The organism is Sphaerospermopsis sp. LEGE 08334 (genome assembly GCF_015207205.1).
Lineage (GTDB): Bacteria > Cyanobacteriota > Cyanobacteriia > Cyanobacteriales > Nostocaceae > Sphaerospermopsis.
In genome coordinates this window covers 50852-74884 of the sequence record NZ_JADEXH010000019.1, presented here as the reverse complement: position 1 = coordinate 74884, position 24033 = coordinate 50852, and the positions used below count along the sequence as shown (strand labels likewise).

Below are 24033 nucleotides of genomic sequence, written 5' to 3'. Positions count from 1 at the left end.
CTACTCACTATTTCTCTAGATGGAGTTTTTGCAACAATTCTGTTAAACGGGGGTAATCGGTGAGATATAGATAGCCAACTAAAGTTTCTAGACTAGTTGCCTGTTGATAAATTTCGGGATTTAGTCGTTTGGGACGGCCAGCGGCTGCATTACGACCTCGGCGGACAATTTCTAACTCTTTACTCGTTAAATGAGGAGTCAGCGATCGCAAATGTAGGGCTTGTGTTTCTGCTCTGACCTGCGCTACTACCAAACTATGGTAAATTTCTGGCCTTTGCTGTGGCCACAGAAAAAACATTCTAACATATAGTTCGTAAATTGCATCCCCCAAGTAAGCTAAGGCAGAAGGAGAAATTTGTTGTACTTGTGCCTGGGATAATGGTTGGGGTAATTGCGTCGTGTTTACCAACAATGCTGGAATGTCAGATGAATACTGCATTACAGTTTCATCTCCTCCATTTTTTGCTTCTTCCTCCTGGGGATTCACCTGTTCATCATTCCTTGACCTACTAATATTGGGAAGATTATCTTTACGAACATTTATTTTTTGTGCAGTATGCCATCATAGCACACCGAGCATATTCAACACTAACAAATATTACTTAAAACTATATAAATTCCTGATTGGGGAGATGGGTGATTGTGAAAAGATAGGTCTTTTGGCTATTTTGGGGAGTTGGGAAAGATGAGGAAGATGGAGAATTAATATATTCTTCATATTTTCTTCAACTTCCTCACCTTCCTACTGCTCATCGGGATAGCTAAATTGATTTTTTGTGGTCAAGCAATCAAGACGACTTGATGTTTTCTAGAGCCGCATCAACTGTAGTTTGTAGGGCGAGAAACTTTTCTAAGCGAACAAGCTTGACCGTTTGAGTAACGCGGGCATTGGTGACAATTTGGAAAGTGCCTTCGGCGGTTTGAGCTTGCTTGGCTAGTTGTACCAGCGCACCCAAACCAGAGCTATCAACAAAGTCGATTTGTGAGAGATCCAGAATTATGTGCTTTGGACCTTCATCAATCTTTCCAGACAGTACCTTGCGAAATGTAGGTTCAGAAAAAGCATCTAACAGACCTGTGAGGCGGAATAGCTGGCAGCTATCCCGGACTTCGCGAGTACCTCTCAGGCTTACGGTTAGATTCAGTGGTTCAGCAATAACTCCCTCCTCGTCCTCTTGACTGAAAGTAAACGCTCAAGTATAGATGGTTTTGACTTATCTTGTCTAGGTTGGTGACTGGTGATTGGTGATTGGTGACTGGGGAAGAAAATTTTAGATTTTAGATTTTAGATTTTGGATTGGAATTGACAAAAACAATCCAAAATCCAAAATCCTTTCATTGAATTACCCATTACCAATTACCAATTACCCATTACCAATTACCCATTTTTATTGTTGATTAACTTAAGCGATCGCTGTTTGACGTGCTGTTTGCATTTCTAGCACAAATTGCTCAAATAAGTAATCAGCATCGTGGGGTCCTGGACTAGCCTCTGGGTGATACTGTACAGAAAACACTGGTAGAGACTTGTGACGTACCCCTGCAACAGTGCGATCATTTAAGTTCAGATGACTAACCTCTACCAATGCTGATGGTAATGAATCCGGATCAATAGCAAAACTGTGGTTTTGGCTGGTGATTTCTACCCGTTGTTGTAAACCCGCAGGTTGATTTAAACCACGATGCCCAAATTTTAGTTTAAAGGTTTCTGCACCCAAAGCATGACCCAAAATTTGGTGTCCCATACAAATACCAAACATGGGCTTTTGACTTTCTAGCAGTGCTTTAACGGTGCTAATGCCTTCTGTCACTGCTGCTGGATCACCGGGTCCGTTGGAGAGGAAAATCCCATCTGGATTATATTTGAGGATTTCCGCTGCGGGTGTATTGGCTGGAACAACAATCACGCGACAGCCATAACTAGCCAACCGCCGCAAGATATTGCGTTTTACGCCAAAGTCTAAAGCAACGACTGTGAACGTTTCCTCAATCTTAGCTACGGATTCTGGGTTAAATTCCCAAACTTCTGTAGTAGTTTCGGACCATTCATAAACTTCTGGGGTGGTGACTTCCCGCACCAGATTTAATCCTGCCATGTTGGGAGCAGCTTGCACCAGTTCTAATAATTCAGTTTCATCCAGAATTGATGTAGAGATACCACCATTCATCGCGCCATACATCCGAATTTTGCGGGTGAGGGCGCGGGTGTCGATACCGAAAATACCGGGGATTTGGTGTTGTTTCAGGTAGTCTGGTAAAGATTGGGTAGAGCGCCAGTTACTTGGTTTGTGACAGATATTGCGGGCGATCGCTCCTCTGACATGAGGTTTTGTTGATTCCTCATCTTCGGGATTAACCCCTGTATTTCCTAATTCGGGATATGTAAAAATAACAATTTGACCTGTATAACTAGGATCGGTTAATACTTCTTGATATCCAGTCATGCCAGTGTTAAACACCACTTCGCCGACAGTGGTTCCCATAGCGCCGAAAGACCAACCACGATAAGCTGTTCCATCTGCTAGGACGAGTAGAGCAGGTATTGCATCAGATAAAGACATAAGTAACTGGTAATTGCTAATGGGAGCCAGAAGAGGTTTTCTCTCTTCTATATTTAAATTTAGTTCTTTATAAGACTACAAAAGTATATTTTCTCATGGTTTATGAAGGTGGAGACTCTACATCCACAATATTCATTTCTATAATTGCCAGTTGCTCTTTCAAGTCCTGATCGCTAGGTCTTTTAGGGTATTCTTCGTGTGTATAAACCCAGATGGGATAAACAGAGCAAGAAGCTTGATGAACAACATACATAAATCGGCCTCTACGGGAAGCACCTTGAAGTTCAGGCATTGAAAACCGAATTTTTCTAAATTCAAAATCTGGTTTGTAAGCACCTTTAGGAAAATTCTTGCTATCTGAGTCATCAAAAAGCGGATCTTTTGCAAGAGTCTCTCTATACTTTTGTATCAAAGTCTCAAATGAATCTCTAGCTCTTTTGTTTTTTTTTGTAGTGAGTTTTCACAAGCTTAACAAGACTAAGCTCAAACTTCGGCAATGGCCTTATCGAATATGTTTCGCAACCAGGCACTACTATCCTCCGGCTTTACTTCGGGAATATGTTCGTAATTTAAACGCAATTCCTCTAAAGTATCAGATAAAACAGCCTGATAGCTGGGATTATCTTGCTCAATACAATCAAGAATTGACGGAGGATATGAATCCTCGCAAAGTCTGGCGATGCCAGAAATAATATTTAAATATTCATCGGAAAGCAAGAAAGTTCCTGTAATTATTATACAATCCTTTACAAAAAATTAAATAGGGGTTGCTGAGAAAGTCTTTTCGTGGAGGCAGGGAACTCTTAACAGGGAACAGGGAACAGTTTTAGCTATCTGTCATCCCCCCATTTTGGGATTTCTTGGTTTCAAAATGCACGGTTTTTCAGGTATACCCTTCAAAAGTCTTGCACTTTTTTCCTCTTTATCAACCTCAAACCTTTGATTTATAAAGGGTTGCGCTTTATTCAGCAAACCCTAAATATATGTATACAAAAATACAAAAACTACTATGAAAAACTTTGATTTTTAAATGATTAAATCTGAAGCATCTTTAATTCTGTGGGGGCGGTACACTTGGAGAGAGCCAGGGCGGTTAACCTGAAAGGAACTATGCTTGAGTCTTTTTTATCCCGCGCAGCCCTAATTTTTGTTTCCGGTAGTCTGGTGGTTTTGAATGTTGCCTGTAGTGACAACAAACAGACAACGGGGGTTGGTGATAGTCAGCCATCTATACCTGTTGGTAATTTGGCAGCGATACAGCCGCCAATGAAGCAACCAGCTTCATTATCAGCCAAACCAAAACCAAAAGTAGAACAAAGTACACAAACCAGTCCTTTAGAATTGGCACTGGATAAAGCTACTGGTGCTGTGAATATCAGTAAATCTGCTCAGTCTCCAGATGATTGGCATTTGGTGGCGAGTAGGTTTGAGGATGCGATCGCTCTCTTGAAACAGGTGCGGCGAGACAGTCCTAATTTTCCTTTTGCTCAAAGAAAAATTGCCGAATACCAGGGTGAAATTAAATTAGCCAAACAAAAAGCTAACCCCAGTAAGTTAGCATCTCCCGTAGCACGTGATCAACAGGTAGTTGTTGCTGTTCCCCAAACAAAGCCCAAAACACAACGCTATTCAACTTCTACTCCTGCTAGACCACTACAACCACTGCCACCACTAGAGCCGATTTTACCTTCCTCGGAAACTCTCGCCTACAATAATCAGGTATTTGTAGTACCGATTAAGCGGCGAGTTGGTGGTACTCCCATTGTGGAAGTTACCTTTAATGGTAGGCAGCGATTTGAGATGATTGTGGATACGGGTGCTAGTGGTTCTGTGATCACTCAACAGGTAGCAGAGGCTTTGGGTGTGGTGCCTGTGGGTATTGCTAAAGCCAACACCGTTAGTTCTAAAGATGTGGAATTTCCGGTTGGTTATCTCGATTCAATGGAAGTTGGCGGTGTAACGGTAAATAAAATTCCTGTGGCGATCGCTGGTGAAGAACTGGAAACGGGATTGTTAGGACATGACTTTTTTGGTAATTATGACGTTACCATCAAACGTAATGTTGTAGAATTTCGTCCCCAACACCACTCAGAAGAATCTAATTCTTCAGAAATTCAACTAACTGTTCCAACTTTTTCCAGGGACTACCGCTTTGTAGAATTTCCTTAGCTACTGTCACACCTTGAGCATGATTTAATAAGGGAACTGCACCGGCTACTTGCAACGCTAAAGAAGCATTTAGCGCCACTGCATCCTGTTGGGCTGAAGTTCCCTTTCCTTTAAGGACGTTGGTTAAAATTTCGGCGTTTTCTTGGACATTCCCACCTTTTAAGGCTGTAATGGGTGCTGGTGTTACTCCTGCTGCTTCCGGGTTGACTGTGGTTAACTGTACTTTACCATCAGATAAAACTGCCAAATCGGTTACATCCCCTAACCCGGCTTCATCTAATTTTTCTCTACCATGCAATACGATCGCTTTATCTGTTCCCAAATGGTTTAATGCTTGGGCGATGGTTTCGATCAGTTTGGGATCAAATACGCCTATTACTTGCCCTGTGGGGCGCATGGGGTTTACTAATGGTCCGAGTAAGTTAAATACTGTCCGCACTTTTAAGTTTCTCCGCAGTGGTGCAACGGCTTTTAGTGCGGGATGCCATCCAGGGGCAAATAAAAAGGTTATTCCCACTTCTTTGACTGCTGCTTGTACTTTTTCGCTGGGTGCGTTGAGATTGACTCCTAAAGCTTCTAAAACGTCGGCGCTACCGGTTAAGCTGGAGGCGGAACGGCTGCCATGTTTAGCGACTGGTACACCCGCAGCAGCAGTGACAAAGGCGACGGCGGTGGAGATGTTAAAGGTTGATGCACCGTCTCCACCAGTGCCACAGGTGTCAACTAGGGGTATGGGGTTTTGGCTGTTGTCGTGTGTAGTTTGAACAGATAAGGATTTTAATATTTCTGCCATTCCTGTGAGTTCTTCGGCAGAAACTCCTTTAAAGTGCAGTGCTGTTAATATTGCTCCTGATAGTTCTGGGGGGATGGTTTCGTTGATCCATCCTTGCATCAGTTCGGCTGCTTGGTTGCGGGATAATGATTGGTTTTCTAATAGTTGTTTAAGTAGGTTTGACCAAATATTAGGATCTGGTAAGTTTGTCATTTTGGCGGTTTTGTAGTTAGGCTGTGTGTGATTTTACCGAAAAATGGGGGTTTTTTGAAAACGAACCGCAGAGGCGCAGAGAAGCCAGTGCGTTGGGGAGACAGCGCCGTGGGCGGGTTTCCCGACTTGAGGCGACTGGCGCGACGCAGAGAAATATGGATTTATCTATGTATTGTATAAGTTTAGATGAATGAACCACGAAGGCACGAAGGACACGAAGGAAGAGAGGAAGAGAAGGAGAGATGTGGGTATTCGGCCGTCAGCTATCAGCTATCAGCTTTCAAGGCTAAAATACAAACAATGCTCACAAATGCTCACAAATGCTCAAAGTGTAAAATTCCTCAATTAATGCTGCTAAATCTTTGTTTTTGCCGTTATAAGCTGATTACTGATTACTGATAGCTGAATGCTTACCAAATATCTATAGTTTAATGCTTTGAGAAATAAAATCAATATAAGGAGACTTTTGTGCCATACCAATTCCTATGTGCATTCCATGTACTCCTTGATTCATAATTGAATTTATCTGCCAGTTAATATTTTGGGCAATTATTGTATTACAGCCAAAGCCTATTTCTGTACAACTTAGGTTGCGTTCTAGGCTGTAATTCATGTCTAGTAAGATGGAAGTTTCATCTCTACCATCCAAAACTAGGCGGATGATACTGTTATCTTCTATGTCAATATATTTTTCTTGGCTAGATGCTACTTTTTTTAGTAGATAATTCAACAAGTCTTGGTTACTTTCTTTCACTTGCTGATTTGCACAAGCATAGATGATACCATCAAAAAAGAAAGTACCATCTACTGAAAAGCTTGATTTATCACTTTGAATATTGACTATTCCGCTTTCTAATATTTCTGAAATTGAGTAAAACCATCCTGGTTCTAGTTCATCTTCTGTGTTGATAACTTCTAAATTTTCCGATAAGAAACAATTTAGTTTACTGCCTCTATCATCAGATAAATATAATTTATCTTCTACTTCAGCAATCTGATCATAAGCTTTAGCTCTCAATTCTAATGCTTGTGTGATATTACAAGCAAGAATTTGTGCAAATGAATATGCAATTGATTCTAGATGAGAATCGTATCTCACTGCTAGTAGATGGACAAGGGTACTTTCAGATTCATTAGATATTTGTATAAGACGATCATGATAAGAGAAATCTGAAATTACAGCAAATACTATTTGTTGAGTCGCAAAATCATAATCATCAAAAAAAAATGTTTGATATCCCTGTTCTCTAAAGTAAGAAGCAATTTGTTCGCTATCAACCAGGACAGGAATTTGATGATTGAGTAAAGCTTGTTGAAAATTTATAATGTGCATTTTACCAAAACTATATAGACTGTAAAATTCTCTGCTTATGAACACTAAAGATCATTGCATACATAATCATAACTCATAATTTTACACCATAAACTGTAGCCTTAAAAAAACGACACATACACACACATATATAATGAAAAAAACCAGAGGATTAATTTTCTACAGAAGCTGATACCTGATTATATAAACGACTGAAACCCTGATGATTGTTGCAAAAGTTAGTTATTCAACATTGCCTAAATAGAATCAAAATAGCAAAATTCTTAGATTTTAAATATAAATAAATTATAAAGTTTTTGAAAGTAGATTTTATGAAATTACCTTTGGATAAGTGTTTCAAGCAATATGGCAAAATTATTGTTTCCCTCATCTGTAATTCAGTGTTTTACTCAAGGTTAAGAAATATTAAAAAAACAAACTATACCTTGTGCAATCAATTCGATTTTGGTAAATTCCTAAAAACAGGACTTACACCTGATGTAAATCCTAAAATTCCACATTTAAGGAGTTCTTAAAATGGACAGCAAGAAAACACAAAAACGGAAACTCGAACAAGTTAACAAAGAAACTCGTAGAAAATTGGGCAATATTTACTGGTAATAATTATCTGAACAACAGGTAATACCTTACTGGTTTACAAGTTGCTTTATTTATCTCATTTCATAATTTGGACAGCAATTTTAATAATTGTTGTCCATAAATTTGCTGTAATAAATAGATTTTAGTATGCAGATTATAGATTTTTATCAAGCTTTAGTTGCCAAACAAATTCCCATTATTTTTGATAGTCATCAAGTGGACATATTCTGCAAAGAGCAAGGATACAAAACAATTTTTTTTGATGATTACGATTTTAAGAGTCAACAGGCTGCTTTTTTAATTTTTTCAGATTACAAATATTATTACAAACTTAAACAACTGTGGCATGATTCCCAAAGTATTATAGTACATTTGCCAGCAGTTAAATTTGATGGTAGTTTATCTGTCATCCAATATTCATTGAAGCAGTTAATGTCAAGTGATATTGAACAAGCATTAACAATTAGAGATTTTTTATATGATAAAATAGCTGATATAGAAAGTGAGTTAACCTTATCAGATGTGAGAGGAAGTAAGTTAAATTGCCAACTGACTGATAATATAGAAATAGCTAATGCTGATTTAGAACTTGAGCCTGGATGGTTTTACTCTGTGGCAGAATTTTGGGAAAGTTCTGTTGTTAATACCAAAGCAAATAAATCAAGTTTCTCGGTAGATGGAATTTTTTATTTTGATGGCATTTTAACGCAAACTACAACCCAAGAAACAAAGGAAAATAACTGGAAGCCTTTAAAATATCTGACAGATAAGGTGGTAAATAGTCAGGAAAAATATTTGCGAATCGAAGATAATGCCATAACTCAGTTAGTCATAGATGGTGAAGATGAAACTTCAGTATTGTTAGATATGACTTACAGTTTAGAGAGAGGATTGAGTTTAACAGAAATAGCTTTTGGTGTGAATAAAAATATCAGAGAAACTGTTGACTGGTCAATAAATTCAGTGGTTAATGAAGGTATATATGGAACACATATAGGAATAGGTATGGCGCAAAAAGCTCCTCATATTGACTTTATTTCCCAAACTTTAGAACTGGATTAATTTTTGCCCAACTTATTATTATGGTCGATGTTGCTTTTTTTGATTTACCTAGTTATACTCGCATAGATACGACTCTAGGGTTAGTTCAAGAATTAGCTCGGCGTGGTGAACAGGTAGACTATTATTATTTTGAGGAATTTAAAGACAAAATTGAGTTAGCGGGTGCGAGATTTCAAGCACTTCCGAGTATGAAACCAGCATCGGGAGATGTAACCCTACAATCTCGCTTAATAGAATACTGCTTGGATGCTGTACCAATTTTATTAGAAAAACTGGAACGAGATCGCCCAAAGTTAGTGATTTTTCATGCTAAATGTTTGTGGGCTGCTATCCCTGCGGATTTACTGAATATTCCTACTGTTTGCTTCCATACAAATTTTCTCCTACCACCTCGTTTTTTGCCGCCATTATCATTACTATTAGCCGCCTATCCTCTAACAGATATTACTAAACATCTGCAAAGGTTTTATCGGCACAAGCAACTTTGGCAGCAATTAAGTAAAAAGTATGAAATGAAACGTATCCATAAAGAAGATGTGTTTAAGTTGCAACCAAATTCTATGAATTTGCGGGGAGATTTAAATATCGTCTATACTTCTGAAGATTTTCAGCTACAACGTTCAGAATTTGATGATAGTTATATTTTCACAGGTCCTTGTTATAGTGAGAGAGCAATTCATCCTAAATTTCCCTTACAAAAAATTGATAAAAAACCTATTATTTATATTTCACTAGGTTCAGTTACAAGTTACAATTTTAAAACTGATTTTTACCAGTTATGTTTACAAGCTTTTGCAGACAGTGAATATGGTGTAGTCATGTCTGTAGGTAAATCTGTTGATATCACTACATTAGGAAAAATTCCATCTAACTTTATTATCAGCAATTATGTACCCCAAATGCAAATCCTGCAACACGCTCAGGTATTTATCACGCATGGAGGTACAAATAGTGTTTGGGAAGGATTAATTAATAAAGTTCCGATGATTGTATTTCCCCAAGGAGGAGATCAATATTTAGTTGCTTATCAACTAGAACAATTAGGTGCAGGAATATGGGTAAAACAGAAAAATATTGCACCCAATAAATTGCGATCGCTTGTGAAAGATGTCATGCAAAATGAACAAATTCGCAGTAACGTTGAGATATTAGGTAATTCTTTAATCAACGCTGGTGGTACTCAGAAGGCAGTGGATAAAATCTTAGAATTTAAAGATAGAATTTAAAAATAGGAGTTGCAGTTCTTATGTTTGAGACTACTAAAGATTTCGTGAAAGATTTGTGGGGATTTGTTCAGCAGCGTCAAAATTATCTCCTAGTTCCTGTAATTGTCACTCTTCTACTGGTGAGTGCGTTAATTGCGTTTGCACAATCATCAGCGATCGCACCGTTTATTTACACTCTATTTTGATAAATAAGACTGGATATCTTGATAAAGCTGTTTGGCAATTATCTGATTGCCATTAGCAAAGACATGAACAAAATCCATATAGACAGGTTCATCAATGGAAAATATGTCTGTATAGTCAATAATCCATTGATAACCGCGTTCTTTGATGATTTTTTGAATTAGGGGATATACAGTTTTATATTGAAGATCGATCCCGTAATTTTCATAGACATCAACTTCTTTTAAATGGTTGAGTTTTGGTGTCCCAATAAAAGCTACAGGTTGAAGTATAGCAAAAAAATTAATCCCCCTTGCAGTAGCAATATCATGAGCTATTTTCCAATTGTTAACCATAGTTTCAGCCACTTTGATAGCTCTATCTTGTTGTTCATCACAAACTAGCAATTTTTCCTGATAATTTTGAGGCTTGAGAACCAAAACACTCACAAGATTTCTGGTTCCCTGAATAAAGGCTACATCTAAATAGTTGATAAATTGCTGATAGCTGTTTTTACTATTGGCTACTAATAATTTTCTAATTTTCTGAGTCATCAGATGTTCGTTAACATTAAGTTCACTTCTACAATGAACAGCAATATCATTAGCTCCATCATAGAAAACTGCTGTTTGAATTTTCTCATTTTGGGCAATTAGATTGATAAACCTAGCTAATTCCTGACGAGATGTAAAAGCTCTTTCCCCTTTATTAAAAGTAGGAAATCCTGAAACTGCATTGAATAAAGCGGGGATTGTTTCTTGATCCTTTACTCCCGAACCCCACATTGTAGAACCACCAAAAAAATAGACAGATTTGTCTAGATTACCGTTAGAAACTTGATTAGTGTGAATGCGATCGCCATTTGCGTCAATATTAGTTGTTACTCCTTGGAATGGCTTTCTTGACCAACCAATAAAGGGTTTATATTGACTAGGAATTTGAGCAAATTCTTGATAAATTACCTTAGTTGATTCCTGATTCTGCAAAAATTCAGGCAAGCCAACCTTGGAATCTGATACTAGATAATTATTAAATTCTTGAAAAAGAAATATTCCTAAATTGCTACAAAAATTGAGAATAAAAATAAACAGCAGTGTTAGAGCAAGATTTATGGCAATTATTCGTGCATTAATTTTCATTGATTTTTCACCTAAAAAGGATTCCTCATATTGTCAATTGGTTTGTTTTGATTTGGAATAGCATAACTCTCCTGCTCACTTACAAGTTTTCGCATCATTGGATCACGTTTGAATAAACGCATCATTAAACCAATTGGCGTTAATAAAAAATAAAAGACAAAACCCAGAATTAAGCGTGTGTTGAGCCAACCAAATGTTGAACCAATTGTTTTTACAAGTTGCTGAATGGGCTGGAGTAGTTTTGGTTTCAGGACTGCCAAAAACCATAATATACTAGCAACTATCCAAGGTAATAACGGCAGACTCTCATGTTTAATCAGAGGCCAAATTAAACCTAGTGGTAGGGCAATTCCTACACCAGTAAGTAAGCCAAATTTACGTATTTCTTGGGTTGCGTGTTCATCTACTTCTACTTCTACTTCTACTTCTTTTTCTTTTTGTTGTAAATTATCTTTTATTTCTGGTGGTTGTTCTGATTTAGCTAGTAGGAAATTTTCCAAGACTAAATAATCCATCTCTGTTCGCATAAAGCACCTATAAGCATCTGCTGGAGTACAAACAATCGGTTCTCCGCGCACATTAAAAGATGTATTGACCAAAAGACCACAACCAGTTTTTTGTTCAAAATTACTAATTAATTGAAAGTAGCGGTGATTAGTTTCTTCATGCACTGTTTGCACCCGCGCTGAGTAATCGACATGAGTAATGGCGGGAATCGTTGAACGACGGATTTTGAGCTTTTCTATCCCAAATAGTTGCTGTTGTTCAGGTGTCAGAGGTAAGCGTAGATGTTCTTTGACATCTGCGACTAATAACATATAAGGACTGGAATGGGTTAAATCAAAATAATCAGAAACTCGTTCTTTTAAGACAGAAGGAGCAAAAGGACGGAAAGATTCACGATATTTAATTTTCAAGTTCATTACCGATTGCATAGACGAGCTACGGGGGTCGCCAATAATCGAACGATTACCTAAAGCACGAGGACCAAATTCCATGCGACCTTGAAACCATCCCACAACATTTTCTTGAGCAAGAATTTCCGCAACGCTAGTCATTAATTCCTGGTCTTGTAAGTGCTGATATTTAGCTCCAATTTGGTCAAGATAATTACGAATTTCTGTTTCTGTAAACTGGGGACCAAGATAACAACCACGCATTTTGTCCTGACCATGATTATTGCGCGGCTGGTTTTGGTATTGATGCCAAACGGCTAAAGCTGCTCCCACTGCACCACCAGCATCTCCGGCGGCTGGTTGAATCCAAATATCTTGAAACAGACCTTCTCGTAACAATCTACCATTGGCCACACAGTTGAGTGCTACACCACCAGCGAGGCACAAGTAATCCGTTTTTAATTCTTGATGTACTTTTTTCGCCAACCGTAATACTACTTCTTCCGTGACTTTCTGAATGGAAGCCGCAATATCCATTTCTCGTTGCGTTAACAGGCTTTCTGGTTGACGTGGTGGACTACCAAATAGCTGATGGAATTTTTCGTTAGTCATGGTTAATCCCACAGCGTAGTTGAAATAATCCATATTGAGGCGGAATGTGCCATCTGTTTTGAGATCCAACAGATGTTCCAGAATCAAATCAGCATATTTGGGACAGCCGTAGGAGGCTAATCCCATGAGTTTGTACTCTCCAGAGTTAACTTTAAAGCCTGTGTAGTATGTAAAGGCTGAATACAACATCCCTAGAGAGTGAGGAAAGTTAATTTCCCATTGGGGAATCAGTTGATGATCCTTACCTAACCAAACTGAGGTACTAGCCCATTCACCCACAGCATCTAGACAAATTACGGCTGCTTGTTGAAAGGGACTAGGAAAAAAGGCTGAAGCGGCGTGAGCTTGATGGTGTTCGGTGAAGAGTAGGGTAGGAAGTAGAGAGCGATCGCTTTTACCTAGTTTAGCTAACTCGGTTTTTAGCACTGATTTGAGATAAAGTTTTTCTTTGAGCCATACAGGAATAGCAGCAAAAAAAGACTTTATACCTTGAGGAGCATAGGCTAAGTAGGTTTCTAATAAACGTTCAAAGGTAATAAAAGGCTTTTCGTAAAAAACTACATAGTCCAAGTCTTCAACTGTGATCACAGCTTCTTGCAGACAGTAGGCGATCGCCTCTCTGGGAAATCTCGCATCATGCTTTTTCCTTGAGAAACGTTCTTCTTGAGCGGCTGCAATTATTTCCCCATCTATGATTAACGCTGCTGCACTGTCATGATAGTAAGCAGAAATTCCGAGTATTTTCATAACAATTTTCTTAAATCAACAGTTCAGTAGCTTGCTATAAAAGTCAATTGAATTTTTGAGGATGTTAATTTTTTAGCCAGCAAATAAAGAATCAACTGCCTCTGTACTGAGAACAGTCAATGGAGTGCGATCAGGATCTGATAAAAATGCTGGTCTTTCTTTCTGAGGAAGGGCGGTTTCTTCGACACTGCTGTAAGTAAGAACCAAGTTCCGCCGGTCAAAAGGAGAAATATTACCCACAGAACCATGCCAGGTATCGTAGTGTACAAATAAAACTGAACCTGCTGGACCTTTTGGTGCTACAATTCCTCCCTGATCTACCAAGGAAGAAATTCGTTCTTTAGCTTTGTTCAATAAGTAGTCTTTTGTCAAAGAGGGAGTCGTTGATACTTCCTGTTCAAGAGCTATCAAACCTTGTTGATGAGAACCGTTTATATAGTAAACAGGACCGTTGAACTCGTTAACTTCATCCAAAAAAATGATGACATTTCCTCCCTTTGGAGAAGGAATTTCTTCATAATATTGAGCAAATGCAGAGTCTTGATGCCACTCCCACATTCCACCAGTGAAAGCTGGTTTCATCACAATTTTACTGCGAAAAACATATAATTCCGAAGCAAAGAGTTGTTGTGCAGGTTCTAATAAAAGTGGGTGTCGGACTAAAGCATTAAATACTTTATTTGTCAGATGCACTCCGTAGAGAGTTCGTAAAGTTTTATTATCTGCTTCCCAAACTCTCCCCACTGCTTCATCAGCAATCAACTCTGGAATGTTAGCACGGAGTGCCGAAACTACTGCTTGAGAAAAATATTGTGGAATGAACAAAAATCCTTGATTTTCGTATTCCTGTACTTGCTCACGAGTTAATTTCATTACTGGCTTTTAAAAAAAATTTGTATAGAATATTTTTAGCAGAAAGCTCGCATTTTCATGCAATAGACAGAAAATTTTAACAATTTATCAAATCATCAGGACTTCACAAAGCTTAAAATTAAATTTTTTTAAAATTCATTGAAATTTGATTACATCTAAACTAATTGTTACAGAAACGAATTTATCTATAGGTGGCGCTAATTACTGACAGATGGTTACTGATGGCTGATAGCTATTGTAAATTTAATCGCATATCATCTTTTATAGCTATAAGTAAAGATGTTATATAGCTATAAAAAAGATGATTATCTTAATTTTGAACGCTTGTAGAAGAGGAATAATTATTCAACCATTCTTCTATTAATCGTACTCCAAATACTATGACGCTGGCTATTTGAGATAAAACTAAAGCCAACCACAACAAATGGTTGTTATGAAAATACCCAGCAGCGATCGCTATAGGTAAAAAAGCAATTATCAAGGAAACTATGGCAGAGTTACGTAAAATTCCCCCTTCAGTTAACCCGATAAAATACCCTTCTAAGATAATATTAACTGCACAAAATCCCTGAAAAGGTAATAACCAGAATAAATAATTAACCATACTTTCAGTAATTTCATTGTGGTTAGTTAACAGCCCAAATATAGGTTCTGGAAAGACAATATATAAAATAGCGACAGGAACGGAAAGGAATATGCTGCTGATAAAACCAGTTGTCAGCAGAGGTTTTAACTGCTCCGAAGCTCCCTGACCTTTAAAGTTTCCGGTTAAACTTTGGGTAGCATATCCTACGCCTTGAATAATAAACATATTAAAAATTGCTGCCTGAAGTAATACACTATTTCTGGCTAGTATATCTGTTCCCATTGCTGAACCTAATTCAGTAAAAAGAGAGAATGTAGAAATTACAGCCAAATTTTTAATCAACATATTGCCATTGAGTTTAAAAATAGCTTTGATAGCTGGCAAATCTAAAATTTTTTGGCTGACTGTTGATATGAATGACCAGTCAATATGAAAAGACGCGATTATCAAACCTACGAACAATGCTAAATATTGACTCATTGCTGTAGTTAGGCCAGCGCCGGTACTTCCCCAACCCCAGCGAATAATAAAGAAGTAGTCCAGCACTATATTAGTTAGACCTTCTATCACAGACAATAGCACTACAAAACCATTCATTTCCCGGCCAAAAAACCAACCGACTAGGACAAAATTGAGTAGAACCGCAGGTGCGCCCCAAATGCGAGCCTGGAAATAGTCAAGTCCAGCATTTTTGACTTCGGTTGCACCTACTAAGAAGTTAAACCCTAGTAGTTGTATAGGATATTGAAGAATCAAAATGAGTAAACCGACACCTAAAGCGATCAGACCATTTCGTAGTAAAACTAATAGTATGCCTTCTGAATTATTTGCTCCTACAGCTTGTGCTGTCATCCCATTACTAGAGGAGCGTAAGAAATTCAAAACTTTGTATAAATAGCTAAAGATAATTGTCGCTAAGGAAACTCCTGCTAAGTAACGGATGTCCGGTAAATGTCCGAGAAAAGCTAAGTCTATTAAACCTGACAATGGCACAACAATACTAGAAAGAATGTTCGTTAATGCCAGTTTGTAAAAACGAGGTAAGAAGTTATACGGATTTGACAAGCTAGTATTCATGCTAATTATACGATGTTTAATGTATTCTACTGTTATTTTTATACTTTGGGAGAACCTACCATGTTAAATATGAGCCAATGCCCAGACATGATAAGGAAACTCTGGTTCGTTATCAAGAGAGTGTGATAGAGGATCATATACTATCCATTGTGAGAAGTTGGCAATAATGCACTGACGGTTGCCCCAAGAACCTGTTTGAATATTGTCTAGAGGAAAACCACATTCGTGGAGGAAGTATTTGAGTCCAGTTTCTGTCCAGCGTGTGCAGTCTATAGGATAATTATGAACTTTTACCAAAAAGGGAACAGAAATCAGAAAATATCCTCCAGGGTTAAGCATAGAAATAACATTGCGGCCTGCGCGATAGGGGTACAACAGATGCTCAAAAATTTGTTCAGCAATAATTAAATCAAACTTTTCTGGTAACGGTTCAAAGCAAATATCGTATTCTGGATAGTTAATATTTTTGTATTCTCGAAAGCCAAAATCTTGCCAAGCACTTCCAGAAATTTCTAATGCTGTCCATTGTGGAAACGGCAATGGTTTTAACATATTTGCCGTTTCTTGATTCATTATTACTCGACTCCAGGTAATACTCATTTTTTTGTCTCCGACAATTACTTTTGATATAATGTGTAAGTATTCAGCCTTCAGCAATCATATCCCACTTTACCCCCATTACAAAGGGAGGAACTAGCCTTAATGTTTCCCTTTTTAGGGTGTATTTTATCGTGATTGTTTAACATTTTCCCTATTTTTTATATTTACTTTATAAATGTAGTCCTTGTGATTTTAAAGTCCAGTAATAAATAGTTCTTGTCCTTTTTCTGCTGTTTTTTGTTTGTAGTTATTCATGCCATATTGTAGTTCCCATTGGGCAATTTTCGCCCATGCAAAGTTTTGATGTACTTGTTCTGAGTTGTCGTAGGTGACTAACCATTGGTGAGGACAGGTTTTTAAGTTATCTGCAAATTTTTGATGATCAAATTTAGTGTGTAAGTCTCCATCTTTTCCATATAATCTGGAGTTTTTATTGCTTAAATACGGTGGATCTAGAAATATAAATACTTCTTTACCTTCTGCTTTTAATAGTTCGCTGTAATCTAAGTTGGTAATTCTGATATCTGGTGTTAAAATTTCTGCTAATCTTTCTAGTCTTTCTATTGATGAATGGGTAAAACGTTTATGAAATGCTTCCAAGGAAAATCCACCTGATTCTATTGTACCTGAAAAGGTAATTCTGTTAAGTACGAAAAAACGGACTGATCTTTCTAAATCTGTTAATTTATTAATATCATCTATAGTGGTTAATTCTGTAAATAGCTTTTTTCCGTCTTTTTGGGTTTCTTTAATATAACGCACTTCAGCAACTAATTTAGATAAATCATTTTGGGCGATATGCCAAAATAAAAATACTTCTTTGTTTAAATCGTTGATCCAAATTTTTAAGTTAGGAAAGGTTTGTTTAAGATAAATAAAAACAGAACCACCACCAACTAATGGTTCTCTAAATTCGGTAAAGTTTGCTGGTAAATGTTGTGCTATTTGTTTAATTGCTCTTGATTTACCACCGGGATAACGGAGAGGACTTTTAATCATAAAATATATACAATTTGCTAACTGCTAACTTTTGAATTTTGATTTACTTGAAAATTTCTTATCTTCTTCTTTTTTTCTTCCTTTGTGTCCTTTGCGTTCTTTGCGGTTCGTTCATCAAAAAATATTCATCCATCAGATTAGATTGCGATTAGCACTAGAATATTTTAAAATTATACATTATGAAAATTAAAAATTGTTACCATGACTCGTTCAGCACCCTATCAACCTCTTTTGTTACGGATTTTACATAGTATTAATGGAATTTTAGTCATTGCAGCTATTATCACCGGATTCTTAGTTTACAACACTTTTGACAAAAGATTGGGTAGTATTCCTATTCCTAAAATCGACCCAATTCAGGGTATTCACGGAACTGCGGGTTTATTCTTTTTACTGTTATTACCTGCTTTCGCACTCTATAGTTTTCATGCTGGTGAAAGGCGGTTATTACAAGCAGATTCTATAGAGAAACTCTCACAATTTAATAAACCAATTTGGTGGGTGAGTCTGCAACGTTTAGCAAATACTTTGATGCTAATTGCCTCAGTTTGGGCGGTGGTATCTGGCAGAATGATGAAGGAAGAATGGCTACCAATAGGAGAACTTGATCATATTTGGTATTATTTCCATTTAATAGCTTGGGTAATAATGGTTTCTTGTTTAGCCATTCATCTTTTAATGTCTGCTAAGGTGGGTGGTGCGCCTTTGTTATTATCAATGTTTTCATGGAATTTAAGAACACAAGATAGTCCGAAAAATTGGGTGAGTCGGTTGCGTGGTTGGTGGGGTAATTTTCCTCATAATTTGAGTGAGAAATTTAATCAGTTAATGCAAAGTAATTTGATTTTGCGAATTATTGAGGTGTTTGTTTTCTTGGGAATTATTGCTGCTTTTGTGTTACCTTTGTTTTTCTCTGGTGGTGAATAAGCGTAGAAATTAGTAAGGAGTCAGGAGTCAGAATGTTTAAGAAATTTGTTAATCATCAAATAGATATTTCTGGCGTAAACCTCAAAAGCTGACTGCTGACGACTGATAGCTGAATGCTTACAGAAATTGAATAATCAATTTTATCTTTTCCAACTTTTGAAATTAGTATATTACAGCAGTTTCGAGGTAAATGAGGTACAAGGTTAACAGGCAGGATGCCTGTTCCACAAGGGTTTTATGATTTGAGTTTGTACCTCACTGGTATGAAATATGCTGTATCTTGTGGTTGCATAGATCCATAGATGTAAAATTATTTTTTACATCTTCCTGAAACAGCAAATTTAGAACTTTTTGAAAATGTGTTTTTCTACCTAAAGAAACATCAGTAAGGCTACCTATAGCAAGATATAGAGAAGTTGATAATTTTTCAAAATAGAATGGCATAAGTCTTTACAGGAATCACAATATGAGACACTTAGCACCCTTAGCTTTATTAGCATTTTTGGGAACTGCTGCGGTGATTGCAATACCCAAACAGTTTCAAGCTGCAAACACACAACAAACTCTATTAGCCCAACAAACCCCTTCTCCTTCCACTCCTAAACCTGATCGCACTCCTACAACTCCTACTCCTACTCCCTCACCCACTCCTACACCTGATATGCAGTAAACAGAAGTAATTATATGGTATTGCGGTTTTCATCGTAAGGATCGAAATAGCACCCGCCCCGGATGTTCTTCTTGATTGATTCGTGTGTATAATCGCAAACAAGTTAATACTTCTCCAGGTGTTCCACCATAGTCTAGTTGTACATCATCTTTGGAATACGCGCAAATATCAGCATAAAGTCCTGATAATTGTCTAATTTTCACATCATGACCGGCTTTTATGGCTTTATTAGCTACTTTTTTCAATATACGTCTTGATTCTTGTTGTAACTTTCCCCACCAGGAATAACGTTCTGCTGGGGGAACAAACACTAGGGAATGTATGGCTTCATCCATGTCAATCCAAGCACGTAGATTTAAGATGGAGTCAGTATTTCCCTCAGTTTTTTGGGTGCGTTGTAGGCGATCGCTTAATACTTCTAGATACAGTTGTTTTTGTTCATGTTGGGATTTTAAGGAAACAACATCAAAGCTAAACACACTCTTTAAAGCATGATGTAAATCAGGTTCTATTTCCATAAATTTAATATATAAACTTAAAAATCCTGATAATAATTGCAATTCTTCTGAATTATATAACGGGGCAATTTTTGATTTTAAAAACGCTTTTTTTGACAAACATAACCCTTTAGCTTGAACAGTACCATTTAAACCCGGATAAATAATTTCATCCCGCACAAAAGGTAAGTGTTCTAGATTGACATAATCTAAATTTGCACCATTTTTTTCTGCTATTTCTAAAGCACGTTTTTTCCAATTTGTTGCTAAATCTTCAGGAACTCGTAATAATTTACGGTGAATTTCATTCCATAAATCTGTGTCATTTTGACTTTGCAGTGGTGCATCTCCTAAATAAAAATTTAATTCTAAATCTGTATTAAAAATGTCTCTGAGTTCATTAAATAATTCTTCTGGGTGAGATTCATCAATAATTACAGTTTCTACATTTTCTGTATTTTCTGTAATTACTTCAGGTTGTAAAAGATTGTGAATTTCTAGAATGACATTTTCACATAAATCATCACCTGGATCATTTGGGTATTCGATCCTGGCTTGTTTTAATGTTGCTTCTAATCCGTATAAACTCAATTTTAACAATTGAGCTATTTGAGAATTTTCTGTTGCTAATAATTGTTGTAGATGTTGCATCATGGTAAGAAGATATTAGAGGATTCAGGAGGAAATTCAATAATTGACAATCGACAATTATATTTAATTCCAAGGCAGAAAATTGAAAAGTTTTTTCTTTCTTATTCCCATTAAAAGAAGAGTTTTCAACCTTAAATCAAACAATTATCAATTATCAATTATCAATTGTCAATTATCAATTGATTTAATGTATTCCACAGAAAGGATCGCGTTCTTTATCTATCTCATTAGGTTGTAATTCTAATTCTGCACGATAAACACATCCTTCTTCTTTTAAACATTCTTGATTATTTGATGTCCAATAAGGTACTTCTCCTGCGTGCATTCTTAATATACCTTGATGATCAAGTGTTACATGATATTGACAAGGGTAATCTGTGGTGATGTCTGGTTTACTCAATGAACCAATACGTATCCATTTTTTGGTGTTGGTTTCGCTATCTGTTTGATATATATAAAAGGTGTGTTGACCATTTTGGGGGAAGGGTGGTAAAGGATTACTAATTAACCCTTTTCCTGGTTCATTAACACCATCTTGCAAATAGTGAAATGTTTCCAGTTTGGGATTTTGATTGTTATCAACTGCAAATACTAAATGATAAGCATTGGGTTGATCTACGGTAGCTGATTCTAATACGTTTACCGCAATATCACCATCTTTTAAATCTTCATGGGGTTGTTCAATAGCGATATTCCATTTTAATTGTCCATTGGTAAATAAATCTGCTGTTTCTGATTCTTGGTAAATGACAGAATTGATATTTATTCCCTTCTCATCTATTAAATAATGGGGATTACCTTGACAGAGTAAAACGCTAAATTGCAAAGTTTGATCTATTTCAAATTGGACTTTAATTTTTTTGAGAAATTCTGGTTCTTCCATTTCTAATTTCTCCATTAAATTTTTACCGTCAAAGCTACCCCATAAACGCAATTCTCCATCTTCATAGTCTTGACGATAGATAATATTTGTTAATTGGATACCTTGCCAATTTGTCCGCACTTTAGCTACACTTTCCCCTGCTGCAAGTTGATATAATTCTTGTCCAGCGTTGAATATTCCTAAGAGTTCATTACTTTGGGTTTTGCGTTTAAAGTTGCAAGGTAGATAATAAAATAGATTTTTTACATCTATTTCTAGTTGGTTTGCACCTTTAGCTAGTAGGTGTTTTGATTCTTCGGGATCAAATCTTAATCTTCTTAATTTTTCCGCGTAACAAGCACCTGCGGAAGTTGCTAATTTGGTAAATTCTAAAACAAATGTAATCCGTTCTGGATTCCAAACAAAATAAGGAGATTTACTAAATTCTTGGTAAATTTGTCTTTGCACTAAATCTAAATTGCAAGTTTTACCAGAAAGAATTAACCAATCTACTTTTTGTTTATTGTCTGCATTTAAACGGCTTTCCATTAAACCTTTTGCAATACCTATTGCTTCTTTAATTGCAGAAATTGCTGCCCGTTCAAATTGTTGACTATCTATGTTTATAGAGATAGCATCAGGGATAATAATTTGAAATTTAACTGCACTTTGGGCGAGGAGTTCACTAATTTGTTGTTCGGAAAGAGTGAAGGTTAATAAAGAACCATCTCCTGGTAATTTTTGCCCTAATTTGAGTTTGGCAGCTTCGGCATAATCCCAAAGAGTGTAAAATGTTTGTAGACGTTGGGGTGCTTGTTGCCATCGGGTTGGTAGAACTTTTTCGGCTGTATCTAAAGCATCTTTGAAAGCAACGTCACCTTCGGGATTTTCTTTGTCTACACACTTTAATAAACTACCGCTTTTAAATTTGCCATCTTCTAAAAAGCGTTCGTTTAATTCTGAGTTGATTAAATCTTCTAGTTTGTCGCTTTCTATGTCTCCGTTAGTTATTGCTGTTAAGAGAAAATCAGCTATGGCAACTTTTAAAAGTCTAAAAATGCGTAAGGTAATTAATTCACCACCTAATTGTAAATGTCCTGAAGAACCTAATAATTTCGGGGTAAGTTTATAATAACGTCCACCTAAACCCCGATCTTCATGATCGGCAAAAAATGGGGTTTTATCTTCTAATGTGAGTTCAATTAATGCTAAGTCTGTTGTACCTCCACCAATATCTAAAACTAAAACATTTTGTGACCATTTATTTTTTTCTTGACGACAGCGAGTTTTAAAAGATTCAATACCAATATTTAAATTACCTCCAAATTCTCGCCATAGGAAAAAGATAGCTACAGAAACCGCTTCATCATAAGCAGTTTGCACATCATCTATTCCTAATTCTTCGACTAATGCTTTAATTTCTTTTCTCACTACTGGAGGTGCAACGGTGGGATAGGTGAAAACTCCTGTTAATAAATCTCCTTCAGAAAATCTCTTTCTCGCACGTTGACGATAATCTTCTGTTAACTCTATTAAATGCGCCCATGCTGCTTGAATTAATTGGTTAACTTGGATGTTATGTTCTGAGTCATTTAAAATAACTGGGAATGTTCTATTTTGTCCAAAGTAACGTTTGGGTGAATGATGAAATCTGCTGATTATATCGTGAACTGAAGTAATTGTACCTTGGGCAATGGCTTTTTTTCTGTTGTCTCTTGCTTCTCTCCCCATTTGCAATTTTAATGGTTCAACTTGGGATACTTCCATTTCACTGGGAATTTCTGTTTCCCGTCTGTCAATATCTAAAACTACAGGAATCAAATTTTGTGATTCTAAAGTGGGAACTCGGAAAACTTCATGATATATTTGATAAAGTTTTTTGCTAACAGCACGGCGAAATCTGTCACTATTTCCTAAACATAATTCAATTTGGCGAATAGCTTCTAAAAATTGTTCTTTGTTATCATTTTCAAAAACTTCACTTAGTTCTTCCGGTTCAATTTCTAAGTTTTTACTAATATTAGCAATGAACTTTTCCCACTCGTTCACACCGATATCTGGTAAAGCTAAATTAGCAGGAGAATTTAACCACTCTGCTAATCTTTGACGCAATCTTAATTCTTGTTCTCTGGGTAAAACTTCCGCAATGGGTACTTCAATGGGATCAAAAAGTGTAACTGTAGAATTAGAAGTCCCAAAATCTACCGCAAACCAACCAGGAAATCTTTTTTTGGGTTTTTCGTTGAGTTTTTCACTCAATTGTTGACTTAATTTATTGAGATAGGTATCTAATTCAAAAGGATTCATAGTTTTATGGTTAGTTATTGTTTCGTGTGTTATTGTTTGCAAATCAGGTGTAAACCAAAGATTACAGGAAACACCCATATTTTTCTTAATAGATAATATCGGTTTTCCGGTAGCATCAGAATCAAAATACTCAACAATCACCTGTAAATCACAGTTGACTGTTTCGGTTAAAGGTTTCTCTAACTGATAAGGATATTGTCCTAATTGACACAAGTTAGAGATTTTTTGAGGTGTAGCAGAGTTAAAGTGTTTATAAGTTTGTTGAATTTCCTCTGCTAATTCTGTGGGTGTTCCTTTGACGCTACAAGTAATGCGAGATATATGGGGAATATTACTATTTGTAGCAACAATTTGGATAGCAGGTAAATCCAAACTTTGATTTTCTTTAACTCGTAGTTGATGTTTGGGTGGAAGTATAATTTCCACAGGCATAATAGGTGACAGTGAACAGGTGACAGTGAACAGGTGATAGGTGACAGGGAAGAAACTCACCACTGACTAACCACTAATGAC

Annotated in this window: 21 protein-coding genes; 6 read left to right on the top strand and 15 right to left on the bottom strand. The window is 36.7% G+C overall.

Features of this window, described 5'->3' with window-relative positions:
• Nucleotides 1–7: 7 nt before the first annotated feature.
• The 5 genes from IQ237_RS12625 to IQ237_RS12605 form a co-directional block, all read right to left on the bottom strand.
• Nucleotides 8–487 (bottom strand): Mini-ribonuclease 3, encoded by a 480-nt coding sequence (locus tag IQ237_RS12625; RefSeq protein WP_194055596.1) that lies wholly within the window; start codon nt 485–487, stop codon nt 8–10.
• Nucleotides 488–788: 301 nt separating this feature from the next.
• Nucleotides 789–1145, bottom strand: coding sequence for an STAS domain-containing protein (locus IQ237_RS12620; RefSeq protein WP_190347592.1), 357 nt, complete (start codon nt 1143–1145; stop codon nt 789–791).
• A gap of 258 nt (nt 1146–1403) precedes the next feature.
• Complete coding sequence (carA, locus tag IQ237_RS12615) at nt 1404–2561, bottom strand: glutamine-hydrolyzing carbamoyl-phosphate synthase small subunit (RefSeq protein ID WP_194055594.1); 1158 nt, start codon at nt 2559–2561, stop codon at nt 1404–1406.
• 100 nt (nt 2562–2661) lie between these two features.
• Nucleotides 2662–2973 (bottom strand): hypothetical protein, encoded by a 312-nt coding sequence (locus tag IQ237_RS12610; RefSeq protein WP_228020163.1) that lies wholly within the window; start codon nt 2971–2973, stop codon nt 2662–2664.
• Between the two features lie 71 nt (nt 2974–3044).
• Complete coding sequence (locus IQ237_RS12605) at nt 3045–3278, bottom strand: hypothetical protein (protein WP_194055636.1); 234 nt, start codon at nt 3276–3278, stop codon at nt 3045–3047.
• Between the two features lie 393 nt (nt 3279–3671).
• On the opposite strand from IQ237_RS12605, the gene IQ237_RS12600 reads away from it, so the two are divergent.
• Nucleotides 3672–4730 carry a TIGR02281 family clan AA aspartic protease gene (locus IQ237_RS12600; RefSeq protein WP_194055585.1) on the top strand — a complete coding sequence of 353 codons (1059 nt, stop codon included), beginning with the start codon at nt 3672–3674 and terminating at the stop codon, nt 4728–4730.
• On the opposite strand, the gene trpD is transcribed toward IQ237_RS12600, so the two are convergent.
• Together trpD and IQ237_RS12590 are read right to left on the bottom strand one after the other, a co-directional pair.
• Complete coding sequence (trpD, locus tag IQ237_RS12595) at nt 4660–5715, bottom strand: anthranilate phosphoribosyltransferase (RefSeq protein ID WP_194055583.1); 1056 nt, start codon at nt 5713–5715, stop codon at nt 4660–4662. The genes IQ237_RS12600 and trpD overlap by 71 nt on opposite strands.
• 421 nt (nt 5716–6136) lie before the next feature.
• Nucleotides 6137–7048 (bottom strand): hypothetical protein, encoded by a 912-nt coding sequence (locus IQ237_RS12590; RefSeq protein ID WP_194055581.1) that lies wholly within the window; start codon nt 7046–7048, stop codon nt 6137–6139.
• 726 nt (nt 7049–7774) lie between these two features.
• Here IQ237_RS12590 and IQ237_RS12585 point away from each other — a divergent pair.
• The 3 genes from IQ237_RS12585 to IQ237_RS12575 are packed head-to-tail and all read left to right on the top strand — an operon-like array spanning nt 7775 to nt 10100.
• Complete coding sequence (locus IQ237_RS12585; protein ID WP_194055580.1) at nt 7775–8689, top strand: hypothetical protein; 915 nt, start codon at nt 7775–7777, stop codon at nt 8687–8689.
• 20 nt (nt 8690–8709) lie between these two features.
• Nucleotides 8710–9915 (top strand): macrolide family glycosyltransferase, encoded by a 1206-nt coding sequence (locus tag IQ237_RS12580; protein ID WP_194055579.1) that lies wholly within the window; start codon nt 8710–8712, stop codon nt 9913–9915.
• Between the two features lie 20 nt (nt 9916–9935).
• Nucleotides 9936–10100 carry a DUF5989 family protein gene (locus IQ237_RS12575; RefSeq protein WP_194055578.1) on the top strand — a complete coding sequence of 55 codons (165 nt, stop codon included), beginning with the start codon at nt 9936–9938 and terminating at the stop codon, nt 10098–10100.
• On the opposite strand, the gene IQ237_RS12570 is transcribed toward IQ237_RS12575, so the two are convergent.
• The 6 genes from IQ237_RS12570 to IQ237_RS12545 all read right to left on the bottom strand — a co-directional run bounded on the left by IQ237_RS12570 (nt 10092) and on the right by IQ237_RS12545 (nt 17606).
• A complete protein-coding gene (locus tag IQ237_RS12570; protein ID WP_194055577.1) occupies nt 10092–11216 on the bottom strand; it encodes a hypothetical protein in 1125 nt (374 codons plus the stop codon). The two genes, IQ237_RS12575 and IQ237_RS12570, sit on opposite strands and share 9 nt — an antisense overlap.
• Before the next feature lie 11 nt (nt 11217–11227).
• Complete coding sequence (locus IQ237_RS12565) at nt 11228–13471, bottom strand: SxtJ family membrane protein (RefSeq protein WP_194055576.1); 2244 nt, start codon at nt 13469–13471, stop codon at nt 11228–11230.
• Between the two features lie 72 nt (nt 13472–13543).
• The gene (locus IQ237_RS12560; RefSeq protein WP_194055575.1) at nt 13544–14344 is read right to left on the bottom strand and encodes a phytanoyl-CoA dioxygenase family protein; all 801 of its coding nucleotides are present in this window, start codon (nt 14342–14344) and stop codon (nt 13544–13546) included.
• Nucleotides 14345–14654: 310 nt separating this feature from the next.
• Nucleotides 14655–16007: a guanitoxin biosynthesis MATE family efflux transporter GntT gene (gene gntT / locus IQ237_RS12555; protein WP_194055574.1), complete on the bottom strand. Its 1353-nt coding sequence runs from the start codon at nt 16005–16007 to the stop codon at nt 14655–14657.
• Between the two features lie 63 nt (nt 16008–16070).
• A complete protein-coding gene (locus IQ237_RS12550) occupies nt 16071–16607 on the bottom strand; it encodes a bifunctional 2-polyprenyl-6-hydroxyphenol methylase/3-demethylubiquinol 3-O-methyltransferase UbiG (protein WP_194055572.1) in 537 nt (178 codons plus the stop codon).
• Between the two features lie 192 nt (nt 16608–16799).
• Nucleotides 16800–17606, bottom strand: coding sequence for a DNA adenine methylase (locus IQ237_RS12545; RefSeq protein ID WP_194055570.1), 807 nt, complete (start codon nt 17604–17606; stop codon nt 16800–16802).
• Between the two features lie 201 nt (nt 17607–17807).
• On the opposite strand from IQ237_RS12545, the gene IQ237_RS12540 reads away from it, so the two are divergent.
• Both IQ237_RS12540 and IQ237_RS26290 read left to right on the top strand, forming a co-directional pair.
• Nucleotides 17808–18533, top strand: a complete 726-nt coding sequence (locus IQ237_RS12540) for a cytochrome b/b6 domain-containing protein (RefSeq protein ID WP_194055568.1) — start codon at nt 17808–17810, stop codon at nt 18531–18533.
• 466 nt (nt 18534–18999) lie between these two features.
• Nucleotides 19000–19203, top strand: coding sequence for a hypothetical protein (locus tag IQ237_RS26290; protein WP_228020161.1), 204 nt, complete (start codon nt 19000–19002; stop codon nt 19201–19203).
• 29 nt (nt 19204–19232) lie between these two features.
• On the opposite strand, the gene IQ237_RS12530 is transcribed toward IQ237_RS26290, so the two are convergent.
• Both IQ237_RS12530 and IQ237_RS12525 read right to left on the bottom strand, forming a co-directional pair.
• The gene (locus tag IQ237_RS12530) at nt 19233–20351 is read right to left on the bottom strand and encodes a hypothetical protein (RefSeq protein WP_194055566.1); all 1119 of its coding nucleotides are present in this window, start codon (nt 20349–20351) and stop codon (nt 19233–19235) included.
• Between the two features lie 184 nt (nt 20352–20535).
• Nucleotides 20536–23952, bottom strand: coding sequence for a virulence factor SrfB (locus IQ237_RS12525; RefSeq protein ID WP_194055564.1), 3417 nt, complete (start codon nt 23950–23952; stop codon nt 20536–20538).
• Nucleotides 23953–24033 lie beyond the last annotated feature (81 nt).